At 55.9% G+C, this 13,083-nt stretch carries 16 protein-coding genes and 1 pseudogene; 8 read left to right on the forward strand and 9 right to left on the reverse strand.

What is annotated here, in order from left to right:
* Positions 1-57: 57 nt before the first annotated feature.
* A complete protein-coding gene (locus tag NC979_RS07375; RefSeq protein WP_190514510.1) occupies positions 58-546 on the reverse strand; it encodes a DUF4168 domain-containing protein in 489 nt (162 codons plus the stop codon).
* 333 nt (positions 547-879) lie between these two features.
* Between NC979_RS07375 and NC979_RS07380 the strand changes: the two genes are divergently transcribed.
* The 3 genes from NC979_RS07380 to NC979_RS07390 all read left to right on the forward strand — a co-directional run bounded on the left by NC979_RS07380 (position 880) and on the right by NC979_RS07390 (position 5,132).
* On the forward strand, positions 880-1,548 hold the full coding sequence (locus NC979_RS07380; RefSeq protein WP_190514511.1) for an AIM24 family protein: 669 nt from the start codon (positions 880-882) through the stop codon (positions 1,546-1,548).
* Positions 1,549-1,618: 70 nt separating this feature from the next.
* Complete coding sequence (pcrA, locus tag NC979_RS07385; protein ID WP_190514512.1) at positions 1,619-3,973, forward strand: DNA helicase PcrA; 2,355 nt, start codon at positions 1,619-1,621, stop codon at positions 3,971-3,973.
* A gap of 472 nt (positions 3,974-4,445) precedes the next feature.
* Positions 4,446-5,132 (forward strand): tetratricopeptide repeat protein, encoded by a 687-nt coding sequence (locus NC979_RS07390; protein WP_190514513.1) that lies wholly within the window; start codon positions 4,446-4,448, stop codon positions 5,130-5,132.
* A 78-nt stretch (positions 5,133-5,210) separates the two neighbouring features.
* Here the strand turns inward: NC979_RS07390 and NC979_RS07395 are convergent, their stop codons facing one another.
* The 5 genes and pseudogenes from NC979_RS07395 to NC979_RS07410 all read right to left on the reverse strand — a co-directional run bounded on the left by NC979_RS07395 (position 5,211) and on the right by NC979_RS07410 (position 7,769).
* On the reverse strand, positions 5,211-5,429 hold the full coding sequence (locus NC979_RS07395; protein ID WP_190514514.1) for a ssl0294 family protein: 219 nt from the start codon (positions 5,427-5,429) through the stop codon (positions 5,211-5,213).
* Between the two features lie 184 nt (positions 5,430-5,613).
* Positions 5,614-6,396 (reverse strand): twin-arginine translocase subunit TatC, encoded by a 783-nt coding sequence (gene tatC, locus NC979_RS07400; RefSeq protein ID WP_190514515.1) that lies wholly within the window; start codon positions 6,394-6,396, stop codon positions 5,614-5,616.
* A gap of 78 nt (positions 6,397-6,474) precedes the next feature.
* Positions 6,475-7,119: a DUF4115 domain-containing protein gene (locus tag NC979_RS07405; protein ID WP_431191050.1), complete on the reverse strand. Its 645-nt coding sequence runs from the start codon at positions 7,117-7,119 to the stop codon at positions 6,475-6,477.
* Between the two features lie 39 nt (positions 7,120-7,158).
* A pseudogene (locus NC979_RS25310) lies at positions 7,159-7,380 on the reverse strand (helix-turn-helix domain-containing protein); the annotation flags it as partial.
* 119 nt (positions 7,381-7,499) lie between these two features.
* Positions 7,500-7,769, reverse strand: a complete 270-nt coding sequence (locus tag NC979_RS07410) for a YciI family protein (protein WP_190514517.1) — start codon at positions 7,767-7,769, stop codon at positions 7,500-7,502.
* A 488-nt stretch (positions 7,770-8,257) separates the two neighbouring features.
* Here NC979_RS07410 and NC979_RS07415 point away from each other — a divergent pair, with 488 nt between their 5' ends.
* The 4 genes from NC979_RS07415 (at position 8,258) to NC979_RS07430 (ending at position 11,399) form a co-directional block, all read left to right on the forward strand.
* Positions 8,258-8,572: a Mo-dependent nitrogenase C-terminal domain-containing protein gene (locus NC979_RS07415; protein ID WP_190514518.1), complete on the forward strand. Its 315-nt coding sequence runs from the start codon at positions 8,258-8,260 to the stop codon at positions 8,570-8,572.
* A gap of 203 nt (positions 8,573-8,775) precedes the next feature.
* On the forward strand, positions 8,776-9,333 hold the full coding sequence (gene tadA, locus NC979_RS07420) for a tRNA adenosine(34) deaminase TadA (RefSeq protein WP_206755231.1): 558 nt from the start codon (positions 8,776-8,778) through the stop codon (positions 9,331-9,333).
* Positions 9,334-9,505: 172 nt separating this feature from the next.
* Positions 9,506-10,270, forward strand: a complete 765-nt coding sequence (locus NC979_RS07425) for a lysophospholipid acyltransferase family protein (protein WP_190514519.1) — start codon at positions 9,506-9,508, stop codon at positions 10,268-10,270.
* A 142-nt stretch (positions 10,271-10,412) separates the two neighbouring features.
* Positions 10,413-11,399, forward strand: coding sequence for an L-lactate dehydrogenase (locus NC979_RS07430; protein ID WP_242023776.1), 987 nt, complete (start codon positions 10,413-10,415; stop codon positions 11,397-11,399).
* Positions 11,400-11,405: 6 nt separating this feature from the next.
* Here the strand turns inward: NC979_RS07430 and NC979_RS07435 are convergent, their stop codons facing one another.
* The 3 genes from NC979_RS07435 to NC979_RS07445 form a co-directional block, all read right to left on the reverse strand.
* Complete coding sequence (locus NC979_RS07435) at positions 11,406-11,687, reverse strand: TMEM165/GDT1 family protein (RefSeq protein ID WP_190514520.1); 282 nt, start codon at positions 11,685-11,687, stop codon at positions 11,406-11,408.
* A 90-nt stretch (positions 11,688-11,777) separates the two neighbouring features.
* Complete coding sequence (locus NC979_RS07440; RefSeq protein WP_313887228.1) at positions 11,778-12,131, reverse strand: TMEM165/GDT1 family protein; 354 nt, start codon at positions 12,129-12,131, stop codon at positions 11,778-11,780.
* Between the two features lie 197 nt (positions 12,132-12,328).
* Positions 12,329-12,685 (reverse strand): YkgJ family cysteine cluster protein, encoded by a 357-nt coding sequence (locus NC979_RS07445; RefSeq protein ID WP_190514521.1) that lies wholly within the window; start codon positions 12,683-12,685, stop codon positions 12,329-12,331.
* A gap of 231 nt (positions 12,686-12,916) precedes the next feature.
* Between NC979_RS07445 and psb30 the strand changes: the two genes are divergently transcribed.
* Positions 12,917-13,048: a photosystem II reaction center protein Ycf12/Psb30 gene (psb30, locus tag NC979_RS07450; RefSeq protein WP_190514522.1), complete on the forward strand. Its 132-nt coding sequence runs from the start codon at positions 12,917-12,919 to the stop codon at positions 13,046-13,048.
* The last annotated feature ends 35 nt before the right edge of the window (positions 13,049-13,083 follow it).

The following is a 13,083-nucleotide window of genomic DNA, read 5'->3' on the forward strand; positions in this document are numbered from 1 at the left end:
TTAGTCTCCAGGACCCTGGCCTTAGAACAGTTGAGGCGCTGGATTACCTACTGATGACTACTCAGCCAGTCGCTCGACAATCACTTGTTGCAGAGCGGGATCTGCCTGGGCCTGAGCCATAATCTGCTCAAACTCTTCAATGCTCAGCGATTCAGCCTCAATGGCGGCCTGCATTTCAGTTCGAGCGCCCTCGCGCAGGGTGGCAACCTGTTCAGCCGCAGCCGCAAACTGCTCAGCCTGCTCTGGCGGAACTTCGGCAGCCGCTTCAGGAGACTGCTGCGATTCAGCGATCGCATTATAGTCATCCACCGTTAGTCCCTGGGCCTCGACAGCGGCAACCAGGTCAGCTTGCACCGCCTGTTGAATGGTTTGAATTGCCTGATAGGCGCTGACAAAACGGTCGATTTGGGTCTCAGATACCTCTGCTGGGGCAGCCTGAGCCGGTGCTGGCGCTGGTGCTTCTTGCTCCTGGGCTACGGCAGCGGCCGGAACACCTAGCAGCAGGGTGGCAGCCAGAAGACCTTTAAACAGTGTGGAAGGTTTCATGAGCGATGATCCTCGCAATATCGTCAGTCGCAAACCTCGCCGGGGAGATTTACACCAGGCACTACTTTGGTGCCCATGGGTTGACACCCTAGGGGGCAATCATGACGGTGAGATGACAGCTCTGTGACGATAGTGTGACCCCCGCCGCTGCTAGCAGGGTGCGACTTTGTACCCCTGAAGCTATTGGAGAAAATGCCGACCAGCGATTCAGTCATGGGGCGATCGCCCGCCAATCGCTGACAAAGCTAAGATGGCTAAAGTCGGTGGCTGCCGCTTCGTCGAGTTGAATTGCTGATTGCCCTCGTCTGTTTTGGCGTTGCTTCAGAGGTCCCTATGGCCAACTTCGAAATTATTGAGCGAGAAGGGACACGGTTAGTCAAAATCATCTTAAATGACGAAACTGTGCGCACTGAATCAGGTGCCCTGCACTACATGCGAGGTGCTATTGCTATGCAGACTCAAACCCCTTCAGCAGGTGGTTTTCTGAAGTCTTTGGCGACCGGGGAAAATATTTTTCGTCCTACCTACACCGGCACAGGGGAGCTATATTTAGCGCCATCGCTGTCTGGGTATCACACGTTAGATCTGTCGGGTGAGGAATGGATTTTGGATCGGGGTGCCTATTGGGCCAGCGAAGGCAGCGTCGAGATTGCCATTGAGCGCAATAAGTTGTTGAGCGGTATGGTGGGCGGCGAAGGGCTGTTTCAAACCAAGGTCAAGGGCCGTGGTCAGGTAGTGATGGTGGCCCAAGGCCCCGTGGAAACCGTTGAGCTGCGAGGGGAGCGTCTGGTGGTAGACGGTAGCTTTGCGATCGCCCGCACCGGTACTCTCAGCTACCGGATCGAAAAGGCCACCAAATCTATAGTGAGCTCTGTGACCTCTGGAGAATTTCTCGTCAACGTTTTTGAAGGGCATGGCACGGTGCTGCTGGCTCCGATTCCCTATTGGCAAGTGCTGCTGCTGCGCCAGGTAGCGGCCTCAACGGCGAGAACCTCTAGCTAGAGTAGGGGGTGAGGCCATCGTTTCACCTCGGCCAGTGTCATACTAAATAGGCAAAAACCCTCGGCCACCGATGACTGACTTTCTCGCTCCCCTCAACCCCGCCCAACGCCAGGCCGTCGAGCATTATTGCGGTCCGCTGCTGGTGGTGGCAGGGGCGGGTTCGGGTAAAACCCGGGCGCTGACCTATCGCATCGCCAACCTGGTTCTCACTCACAAAACCGACCCCGACAACATTCTGGCGGTGACCTTTACCAACAAGGCCGCCAAGGAAATGAAGGAGCGCATTGAGGTGCTGTTTGCCGAGCAGGATGCCCAGGCCCGCCACGGCAAAGCTCTGTCGTCTTTGCCGCAGTATGAGCAGACCAAGCTGAGATCTCAGGTCTATAAGACCGTCACTAAGCACCTGTGGATTGGCACGTTCCATGCCCTGTGCGCCCGCATTCTGCGGTTCGATATTGAAAAGTATCAGCACTCCGCCGGGTATCGCTGGACGAAGAATTTCTCTATTTTTGACGAATCCGATGCCCAAGGGTTGGTTAAAACCATCGTCACCCAAACCCTAAATCTGGACGATAAAAAATTCAACCCGCGATCGGTGCGCTTTGCCATCAGCAACGCTAAAAACCAAAAGCTCACCCCCGACGAACTCGAAAGAGAGCAGCCCAACTATCGGGGCCGGGTGATCGCCGATGTCTACCGCTACTACCAAAAGGCGCTGGCGGAGAACAACGCCCTCGATTTTGACGATTTAATTCTCATGCCGGTCTTCCTGTTTCAGCAGAACGAGCAGGTGCTGGCTTACTGGCACAAGCGCTTTCGCCACATTTTGGTGGATGAATACCAGGACACCAACCGCACCCAGTACGAGCTGATTCGTCTGCTAGCCACCAACGGCGAGTCGATCGCCGCTTACAAAGACTGGAATCATCGCTCGGTGTTTGTGGTGGGCGACGCCGACCAGTCAATTTATTCTTTCCGCGCTGCCGACTTCACCATTCTGATGAACTTCCAGGATGACTTTGGCGACGGTTTGCCCGACGACGATACCCGCAGCATGGTCAAGCTGGAGGAAAACTACCGCTCCACTTCCAACATTCTCGAAGTCGCCAACCACCTGATCGAAAACAACACCGAGCGCATCGACAAAGTGCTGCGGGCCACTCGGGGAGAGGGCGAGAGTATCTACGTTTACCGGGCCGAGGATGAAACCGCCGAGGCTGACTTTGTGATCAGTCAAATTCGCAACCTTGAAACCCAACACCCGGAGCTGAACTGGGGCAATTTTGCTATCCTCTACCGCACCAACGCCCAGTCGCGCGCCTTTGAGGAAGTGCTAACCCGCTACAGTATTCCTTACCAAGTGGTGGGCGGGCTGCGGTTTTACGATCGCCGCGAGATTAAAGATGTGCTGGCGTATTTGCGGGCGATCGCTAACCCCTTCGACACCGTCAGCCTCAAGCGGGTAATCAACGTACCCCGGCGCGGCGTCGGCAAGGGCACCATCGACAAGCTAGAACAAGCCACTCAGACCTTGGGCGGTATTCCCCTGTGGGAGATTCTGGCTGATGATACTTCGGTGAAGACCCTGGCGGGGCGATCGGCCAAAGGCGTGCTGGAATTTGCCGACCTAATCAAAAAGTATCGCCAGGACATGGATGACCAAAAGGGCTCTGAAATTATTCAGGGGGTGCTCGAAGACAGTGGCTATCTGGCCGCTCTGAAGGCTGAAGGCACTGACGAAGCCGACGATCGCTTTGGCAACGTGCAGGAGCTTTACAACGCCGCACTGCAATTTGAAGAAGAAAACGTAGATGACCCATCGCTGCTAGCCTTCTTGTCTAACGCCTCCCTGGCCTCCGACATGGATGACAACAAAGACGGCAAAAATGCGGTGTCGCTGATGACCCTGCACTCCTCAAAGGGGTTGGAGTTCCCCGTGGTGTTTCTCGTTGGCCTAGAGCAGGGCCTTTTCCCCAACCATCGCTCCCTCGAAGACCCCGCCGCCACTGAAGAAGAGCGTCGCCTCTGCTACGTGGGCATTACCCGCGCCAAGGAGCGCCTGTTCATCTCCCATGCCCGCGCCCGTCGCCTCTACGGCAGTCGCGAACCCGCTAGCCCTTCGCTATTTTTGGGCGAGTTGCCCCTCGATCTCGTCACTGGGAACAGCACCACGGGCCTGCCCCAAAAGTGGAGCACCCCCATCCGCGAAGCCCGCAATCGCAGCGAGGCCGCTGCCAAGCCGGGGAGCGGAGCCCACGAGTCAGACTGGACTGTGGGGGATGTGGTGGTGCACAAAGCCTACGGGGCCGGAGAAGTAACCCACATATTTGGAGCAGGCAACAAGATTTGCCTGGCGATCAACTTTCCTGGTCAGGGCCGTAAAATTGTTGACCCCAAGATCTCGGCTCTGCAGCGGGCTGAGTAAATAGCGCTTTCACTGCTGCTGAAAGCCCAATAAATACTCAGGCGGTTACAAAGTCATCACCTAACCACAAGAAACTACATGTAGATTTTCGGTATATTCCCTTAGGTTATGACCCTAAACGGGGGTTAAGCCGCCAAAAGGCGGGTTTAACCTCCGTTTTTTTCCGGTTTAGACCCCAGGGGGGAGATGCGACCATAGCAACATCAGGCAGGATTACAGAGATAGCGCCAGCGAAGATCTCGTTTGGATTATCAGTGGGCCTTCGCCGCTAGACCTAGCCAGCTCGACAACTGCCACAGGTTCGTCCGGACCCGTCAGCCAAGATGGGATTCTATAAACAGTTCCTGCTTTGAGGGCACGAGCTTAGGGGTTTTGAGCCTCTGCTCTCCCGCTAGATTGATTTAACGGTTTATGAGCACACAACAGGACTAAAACCATGCACATCTACCGATCACAACAGCCTCTGGTTTGCATGCTTCCCCTTCAACCGTCGGGCTTGCCCCCGGTTGACTCGGCGGCCCGGCCCACGGCCCACGACTCGGTGACCGGGTCTTACACCACCGACGACGATACCCTCAGCCGACTAGCGGCGGCAGCGGTCAAACGTCAGCAGTACTCTCAGGCGCTGCACCTGCTAGATCAGCTAGTTGAGCGCCATCCCCAGCGAGCCATGTACTACAGCAACCGGGGTCTGGTGCAATTGTGGCTGGGTAACCCCTACGCAGCTTTGGCCGACTGCGATCGCGCCATCTATTTCAACCCAGATCTCGACCAGGCCTACAATAATCGGGCCATGTGCCACGCAGCCCTCGGCGATCTGCCCGCCGCCCTTGACGACTACGAACAGGCCGTTGATCTCAACCCTTTTAACGGCCGCGCCCGTATCAACATGGGAGCGACCCTGCGGCAGATGGGCGACCTCGATCGCGCCCTAGATTGCTTTGACGAAGCGCTGATGTTTCACCAGCTGCCTGAGTTTATCTATGCTGAGCGGGGCCGTACTTATCACCTGCGCGGTGACTGGAACTGTGCGATCGCTGACTACCGCCGCGCCTTGACAGCAGCGGCAGCCCGTCAGTCGAGCGAGCAACTCCGAGCTCTAGTTCAGCGAGTCAATCGCTGGGCAGAAGAGCTGTTGCCCCAGCAGAGTTGGGCCTAACAGTCGCGCCTTGCACCTAATTCAGTAGGGAAGGCGAGTCCAGCGCTAGTTCAGTGTGCATCTATTATTTATTTCTAATTAATCAATTGAAATGCTTTGGGGACCGCCGTTGCGATCGTTGCCTCCCCATCTACCACCATCTCCGCTTGTAGGTGTAATCCCTTGATTCTGCAGCCAGCTTTTCACAGGGTCATCCGATAGACTAAGCCGCAGCAGCCCTGAGGCTAGCCCACCCAAAAACGCCACAGGGTGAGCGGTCAGCTCTTGCACAAAGGGAGTAAGCTCGTCTAAAAACATTAGGTCAGTCCGTAGCGACGGCTTGATCCTAACCTGAAAGCTTGCGGAAAAGGTATCGGTTAAAAGCTAGAGCTTAGACTTTAGTGAGCTAAAACGGTTTGAGGCTAAAAGTTTCAGCGTTTAAGGATTGGCCACTGGCCTTAGACTCTAAACCCTATACCGTTGAGCCCTCCATTCCTAACCGCTATCGCCCGATCGCCTTCACCAACCCAATACCGCCAAAGTAGAGAAACAGCACCGCTCCCGCCAGCAGGCTTTGGGTAACTGGGTCAGTAGAAGGAGTGAGCACTGCCCCTAGCACCGCTGCCCCCAAAAGGACGTAGCGCCAGCCTTTCAGCATTTGGTTAGAGTTGACAATGCCGAGCAGCCCGAGCAGCATCTGTAGAATTGGAATCTGAAAGGCCAACCCAGTGCTAAACAGCAGCAGCAGCACAAACTCAAAGTAGCGATCGATCGACCACAGCTGCTCGACCACATCGGCGCCATAGCTGATGAAGAAGTTCAGCGCCGCCGGAATCAGTGCTACGTAGGCAAACAGCAGCCCGGCAAAAAATAATACGCTCGACCCCAGCACCAGCGGCCCCACTAGCCGACGCTCCCGCCGAGTCAGACCCGGCAGCACGAACAGCACTATCTGATAAAGGATAAATGGGCTGGCGGCTACTAGTCCGCTGTAGCCCGCCACCTTAAAGGAGACAAAAAAGTACTCCCCTGGCGACAGCTGCAAGAATTTCACCCCTTGGGCCGGCACCTCTAGCAGGCTGACAATGGGCCTTACCTGCCAGAAGCAGACCACGATAGCTAACACTACGGCAATCAGGCTGTAAAAAATGCGCTGCCGCAGTTCTTCCAGGTGGTCAAACAGCGACATCTCGACATCGTAGGGCACTTCGTCGAGGTCAGCGGTGTCACCATTAAGGATGGCCGTCTCGGTGGTGGTGCTCTCAAGCTCGGTGGGCGGTGTCATAGGTTGGGCAGGTGAGCAGTAGGACGATCGCTTCTATTGTAAGCCCATGATTTCGCTAGCTTGGGATCATGGCCGAGCTTAGGGAGACTCAACGCTCTCTACCCCCGAATCAGGGGTCACGGTGAGAGTTCTAACTACTCCAGAGGCACCCATCACAACAGCGCGATCGCCATTGACAGACAGCTCTACCCCCCCAGCGTTACCCGTTCTCAATGTCAGGCTGGTTTCGGCTGTCCAGGTCTCTTCAAAGCCCTCTTCGGCAACGCCTTCGTAAACGTTCTCACCGTCGGCCACTACACTCAGCCAGGAGCGATCGCTCAGATTAGCGCTGACTACCACAGGTGCTTCTAGAGGGGCACTCGATTCATCTTCGGCCTCCGCCGGTTCCTCCGCCGGTGTCGTAGTCTCTGCTGGGGTCGGGGCTACAGCGCCAGTATTGGCGGTTTCAGGAATTGTCTCCGCCCCTGAATTGTCGTTGTTGGCTTGGGATGGCCCGTTGCTGCGGCCAAACAGCCCCCAGGCCCCCAACCCCAAAATTGCTGCCAGAGCGGCTAGGCTCAGCACTAGCGGCAGCGATGATCGTCCCGCTGGGCTAGAGGCAGCTGGAGGGGTGCGATCGCTCACCTGAGGACGAGGGCTAGGACTAGGACTAGGCGGTTTCGGTGCCGCAGTGCCGTTCGTGTCGACCCGCTCGACCAGCTCTGGGGTCGGTAGCACATTCACTGGCGTTACCCGAAATTCTTGGGCGATGGTTTGACCATCAAGGCCCAAGGCTTCGGCATAGCGGCGAATAAATCCTTGAATAAATACTGGCTCAGGTAACTCAGCATCATGCCCCGACTCCAGTGCTTTTAGTAGGGCTGGGCGAATAAAAATTTGGTTGGCCAGCATATCGATGGCCAGCCCCTGCTCTTGACGCACCTGGCGTAGGTGCGCCCCGATACTTTGGAGCTGCTCGACTTGGGTAGGAGCTAACTTAGCCACGGCACCTCACTGGAGACATTTATGGGGAACTTTGCCCTGGTCGATGAACCCGAACGAGGTCATTTTAATGGGAAACGACCGTCAATGTAGCCGAGGCCAGTTGAAAACCTCTGGCACGTTTAGAACACCTGATTCCAGGCATAGATTTTGTACTCTGTCCAAATGCCGTTTTGCCAGTAGGGGTCGCCCTCTACCAACTGCCGCACAGCAGACTCGCTTTCAGCCTCGTAAATGCCGAACACCTTGGTGTTGTCAGTGGTTGGGCCTAAAGCTACCAGCAGACCGTCGTCTTTTTGCTGCTGCAAGCCCTGAAGATGCGCCGCTCGAAAGGGAGCACGCTTTTCGAGCACATCCTCACAATAGCTGCCCCACATCACGTATTTAGCCATGACTCAGTGCCTCAAAAGTTCATCGCCGATAGTATCAGATTAGGTAGTGTCCTATACAGAAAAAAGAGCTATCTAGAGAGAGGCAACAGGTGGTATGCCCGGTTGCAAAAGTGTCCTGACATTCACGCAAAATTTATTTTTACTTGGAACAATTAAATACAGGCCACCTTCAGTAAAACTACTCGATATTATTGCGCTCATTTTGCTCTAAAAATAATCTGTGCTCCATATGTGGCAAGTCTTTCCGGAATTATCATGCACCCTGCTGAAGTAACTCTTTACCTGAGCTTTAGTGGAAATCTAATCAGCTTTGTTGATGCTTTACCCGATAGCTGAGGGAATTCTTTAGCGTAAGCGAAAGGCTCACCAACATCTAAGTTAGTTCCCTGGTCGCTCCACCCAGTATTGAGTTTCCATACCAAGTCCAGACTCAGTGCTCGACCGTTTCTCAGACAGTCTCAATTGTTGGACTTGCGAGAGGTTTAACCATGAATCGCTTTCTATCTTCCCTTCGTCACGGGCTGCACACTGTAGGTCAAGCCCCCCTAGACCTGTTTCGTCCACTGCGCCAGTGGGTTAGCCACCTGCGAGTCGAGACCCCCCGCCGCGCCCGCAAGGTGGCAGAGTTGATCCCCGCCCAGTGCCCCTTTGAGCGCGACATTGTGCTGCTGGGTCGCTCGGTGGCTCACATTCCGCCCCTGTGCAAACTCAACCCCCTCTACAACGAACTGGTGGAGCTGCGATTTAGAGCCCTCTGCTACCTAGCCGACGAGTGCGGCGAAGACATTTCGGCCTACATCTAAGCCTTGGCTTGATCAACGTCACATCATCTGGCTGGTCACCTAGCCAGCGCTCAAAGCCACAGACTATTGCGTCCAAACATCTCACCCCCTCTGCTGGCCCTGGGTCTGCGGAGGGGGTTTATTTTGGGTAGGCAATGCTTGAAGAATGCTCTGGTCTACTATGGGTAGGCTAAATCTCAATGTGGTTGCTTGAGTGACCTACTATGCCCGACGACCTGTCCTCCCATGACCTGCCTCCCCACGAGCTGGCGGATGAGATTACACTGCGCCACCAGCGCTGGATGCTGCGGGCCATGGAACTGGCCGAGGCCGCTGGAGCTGCGGGGGATGTGCCAGTGGGGGCCGTAGTGGTTGGCCCTGAAGATAGAGTGCTGGCGGAGGCGGGCAATCGGCGAGAGCAAGATCAAGACCCCACCGCCCATGCCGAGGTGCTGGCGTTACGGCAGGCTGCGCACCAGTTGGGCAACTGGCATCTTAACGAGTGCACGCTCTACGTCACGCTTGAGCCCTGTCCGATGTGTGCTGGGGCAATTGTTTTGAGCCGCCTAGGGCTATTGGTGTACGGTACCCACGACCCCAAATCGGGAGCGGTGCGATCGGTGCTAAATCTGCCCGATGGGCCCGCCTCTAACCATCGGTTAAGGGTGGTGACCGGCGTTTTGGCCGAACCTTGTCGTCAGCAGCTGCAGCAATGGTTTCAGCAGCGCCGCCAAGAACAGCGCCGACCTCCTCTCACCATGACACCAACTGAACTGTCCTGAGCCAGGTTGCGTCCTCTGGCGAGGGCTGTAGGGTAAAGCATGTAGACCAGGGTCAGACCCATTTTGTTTCCGATCGCAGGCTGTGTGGTAGCTAGCGACGGGCATACTGGGAAGGCCTAACATCGGCACTATTGGGATTTAGCTGATCATGGCTCCTGTATTACGCCTTCCTATGAAATCCTCTGAGCTTCCTGAATCGTCGGCTGGGTTGGTTAAGGGCGGGGCGATCGCCCCTGCCCAATCGCGCTGTTCGCCAGTGCTAACTCCCCTAGCCTATTTTCTCGGCCGCCACCTAGTGGTGCCCGCCTACTTTGGCCCCATCACTATTACCGGGCAGCACCATGTGCCTACTGCTGGGCCAGTGATTTTGGCCCCTACCCACCGGGCCCGGTGGGATTCGATTTTGCTGCCCTACGCTACCGGCCGAGCCGTTACCGGCCGCGACCTGCGCTTCATGGTTACCGCTGATGAGGTCAAGGGTCTTCAGGGATGGTTCATTCGGCGTTTAGGAGGGTTTGCGGTCAATGTGCGGCGACCCACGGTAGCCAGCCTGCGCCACGGCATTGAGTTGCTGCTGGAGGGCGAAATGCTGGTGATTTATCCCGAAGGTGGCATTCGTCGAGAAGACAAAATCCATGGCCTCAAGCCCGGCCTAGCTAGATTGGCGGTGCAGGCCGAGGCTGCTAGAACTGGCCTGGGAGTACAGGTGCTGCCAGTAGACCTTTACTATGGCGCAGCCTATCCAGGCTGGCGTAGCTCGGCTCAAATTAACATCGGCGCACCGTTGGCAGTCCAGACCTACCTCCAGGGTGAGGATTCTCCCGAAGCGCTCAAAGCCGGGGCTGCCCAGCTCACCAAAGATCTCAAGACTTGCTTAGAAAGCCTGGTCACTGCCCGCCAAGCCAGCGCCGCGGCGCAACCCTTCGTACTGTCCTAGCAGCTCCCTAACAGCCGCTAAATGCCGTCGAGGTGAAGGACTGAGGACAGAAAGATTTAACTAGACCGTGATTTATTAAGGGCAATCTAACTAGACCGTGGTTTATTAAAGGCATTGGCCCGTAAACCAGGATGTCCTTCCTATGTTTGATAGCCTTTTTACCTCCAATCCGCTGACCGACCTGCAAACCGACCCGCTACGACCCCTGAAGGGGGTGATTATAGGAGCTGGTCAGGTGGGGTTGGCCTGCGCCTACGCCATGATGATCCAAAATGTGTTGGATGAAATGGTGCTGGTGGACATCAACCAGGACAAGCTGATCGGCGAGGTAATGGATTTAGAACAGGGTATGTCCTTCGTCGAGCCGACGCTGATTAAGGCGGGCACTATGGCCGATGCTGCTGGGGCCGACGTGGTGGTGATCACCGCTGGGGCAGCCCAAAAAGAAGGCGAAACTCGCCTGGAGCTGGTGCAAAAAAACGTCGAAATTCTCAAAAAACTGATTCCCGATATTGTCGCCCACTGCCCCGAGGCCATTTTGCTGCTGGTGTCTAACCCCGTAGACGTGCTCACTTACGCCGCCTGGAGGCTGTCGGGACTGCCCAAGTCGCGGGTATTTGGCTCTGGGACAGTGCTAGACACGGGGCGGTTTCGGTATTTGCTATCGCGTCGCCTAGGCATTGACCCGCGCAGCTTGCATGCCTACATCATTGGCGAACACGGTGACAGTGAGGTGCCGTTTTGGAGTCATGCCAATGTCTGCGGCACCCCCCTCTACCATGAGGGGATGGCTGATGGCGATCGCCAGGCCATGGATGAGATTTTTCAGCAGACCAAAAACGCCGCCTACGAAATCATCCGCCGCAAAGGGTATACCAACTACGCAGTCGGTTTGGCGGTAACGCAGATTGTGCAGTCGATCGTGCGTGACCAAAACCGAGTGCTGACGGTGAGCTGCGTGGTTGACGAAATCTTTGGCGTTCAAGACCTGTGTTTGAGTGTGCCTGCGGTGGTAGGGCGCACTGGGGTAAGCCGGCGGTTGAATATGCTGCTTAGCCCCCATGAGGAGGAGCTGCTTCAGCACTCAGCTCAGACCCTGCGAGGTGTGATTGACCAGATTGAGTTTTAACCCCTCTTAATCGTCGCTGGCTGCGGGCCACAGCAGCTTGACGGCCAGCAGGGCAAACCCAATGGCGGCAACGGCTTTAACCAATCGTTCTGGCAAAATTTGGGCGGTGCCTTCTCCCACAATCACCCCCAGCAAGCTGGCCAGCAGCAGGGCAGCGGCGGTGCCTAAAAATACGGCGCGGGGAGACTTTGAGCTGCCGCCGAGGGCGATCGCCGCCAGTTGGCTTTTATCCCCCAGCTCTGAGATGAACACGGCAGTAAAGCTGACGGCCAGGAGGTTCCAGTCCATGGGCGGGGGAGTAGGGGAGTAATGGGGTGAGGGAGTGGATGGGTGGGGAGATAGGAGATATCTATGTGCTCGCACCACGTGGGGGTTGGGCTAGAGGTGGACGATGTCCCAGAGGAGACAGACGGTGATGCCGATGAGCATGGTGCCAGCGGCGGTGTCTAAGGTGGCAGGGGAAACGCGGCGGGCTAGCCACTGCCCTAGCAATACGCCAATCAGGCTGGTGCTGATCAAGGCAGTGCCAGCACCTAAGAAAACGATCCAGGGTGCCTGAGACTGGGCGCTCATGAGTAGCGTAGTCACCTGGGTTTTGTCACCCAGCTCAGCCAAAAAGATAGTGATAAACGTAGAGCCAAAAACCCGCCAAAAGGCCGCTCGACTCAAGGTAGCAGAAGGCTTGGCTTCGACGGCGCTAGAAGAAGGGGGAAGAGAGCTAGAGATAGACACAATAGGGTAAAAGGCAGGTTTGCTGAGCGGTCAACAAGGCTGGGCACAGAGCAACGCCAAGACCGTTGATTACTGCCAAAGATTTCATAATGCTTTCATTATCTGCAAGAGTTAACCAAACCGCAACCCCAGCCCTCTCATCTTTCCCACTCCCTCATCCTCATCACCTTACTCCCGTATCTTCCTCGCCTTCCCCATCACTCCTCTACTCCTACCGCCTGATTAAACCGCTCCATCTCCGGGCTAGCTTCGCCATAAATATCGGTAATATGCTCCTGGCAGCAGTCGATCGCAAAGTCGTCGAGCTCGTCGGCCTCAACGCCAAACATGGTCTCGAAGGTGCTAAAGGTGACTCGGCAAAAGCTTGGTCGGTCGGCGTAGATGGTGCAGAGGCGATCGCCCGCATCGTAGTGAATGCACCAGCCGTCTTCTCCCACCATGCTCAGATACAGCGCTAGCTGGTCGGGCTCGAGATAGGAGTCGAGGTCGGGGCGCTCGTCGGGGGCCAAGAAGCAGCAGGCCCCGCAGGATTTGACACATTGCCAGGTGGCCATTGAATTTCCTTCGGCCGTCTCGGGCCTAGCGGTGGAAAGGCACGGGTGCTGCCTTAGAATTTTGTTAAGTTATCTAAAATAGGGGCGGCGTTAGCAGGTAAAATAAGCTCCGATAAGCAAGCTTTACGCCAAGCCCAGAGCGGGGTCTGTAGCTTTTCTACGGGCAAAACTCCACTTCTGGGATTGTAATGAAGTTTATATCAGTCCAGTCGCCTTGTGTTGGGAGGTTTCATGAGCTTTCTGAGTAGTTTTTTGAGCAACATTAATTTCGAGCTCATTGCCCAGCTGACCATGCTTGCCATGATTGTCATCGCTGGCCCAGTGATCGTGTTTCTGCTGTTTTTGCGCGGCGGCGACCTCTAGAACCAAAATTCTGGAATCTAAAAGCAGCGCTTGGG

The sequence above is a fragment of the Leptolyngbya subtilissima AS-A7 genome (assembly GCF_039962255.1).
Classification (GTDB): Bacteria; Cyanobacteriota; Cyanobacteriia; order Phormidesmidales; family Phormidesmidaceae; genus Nodosilinea.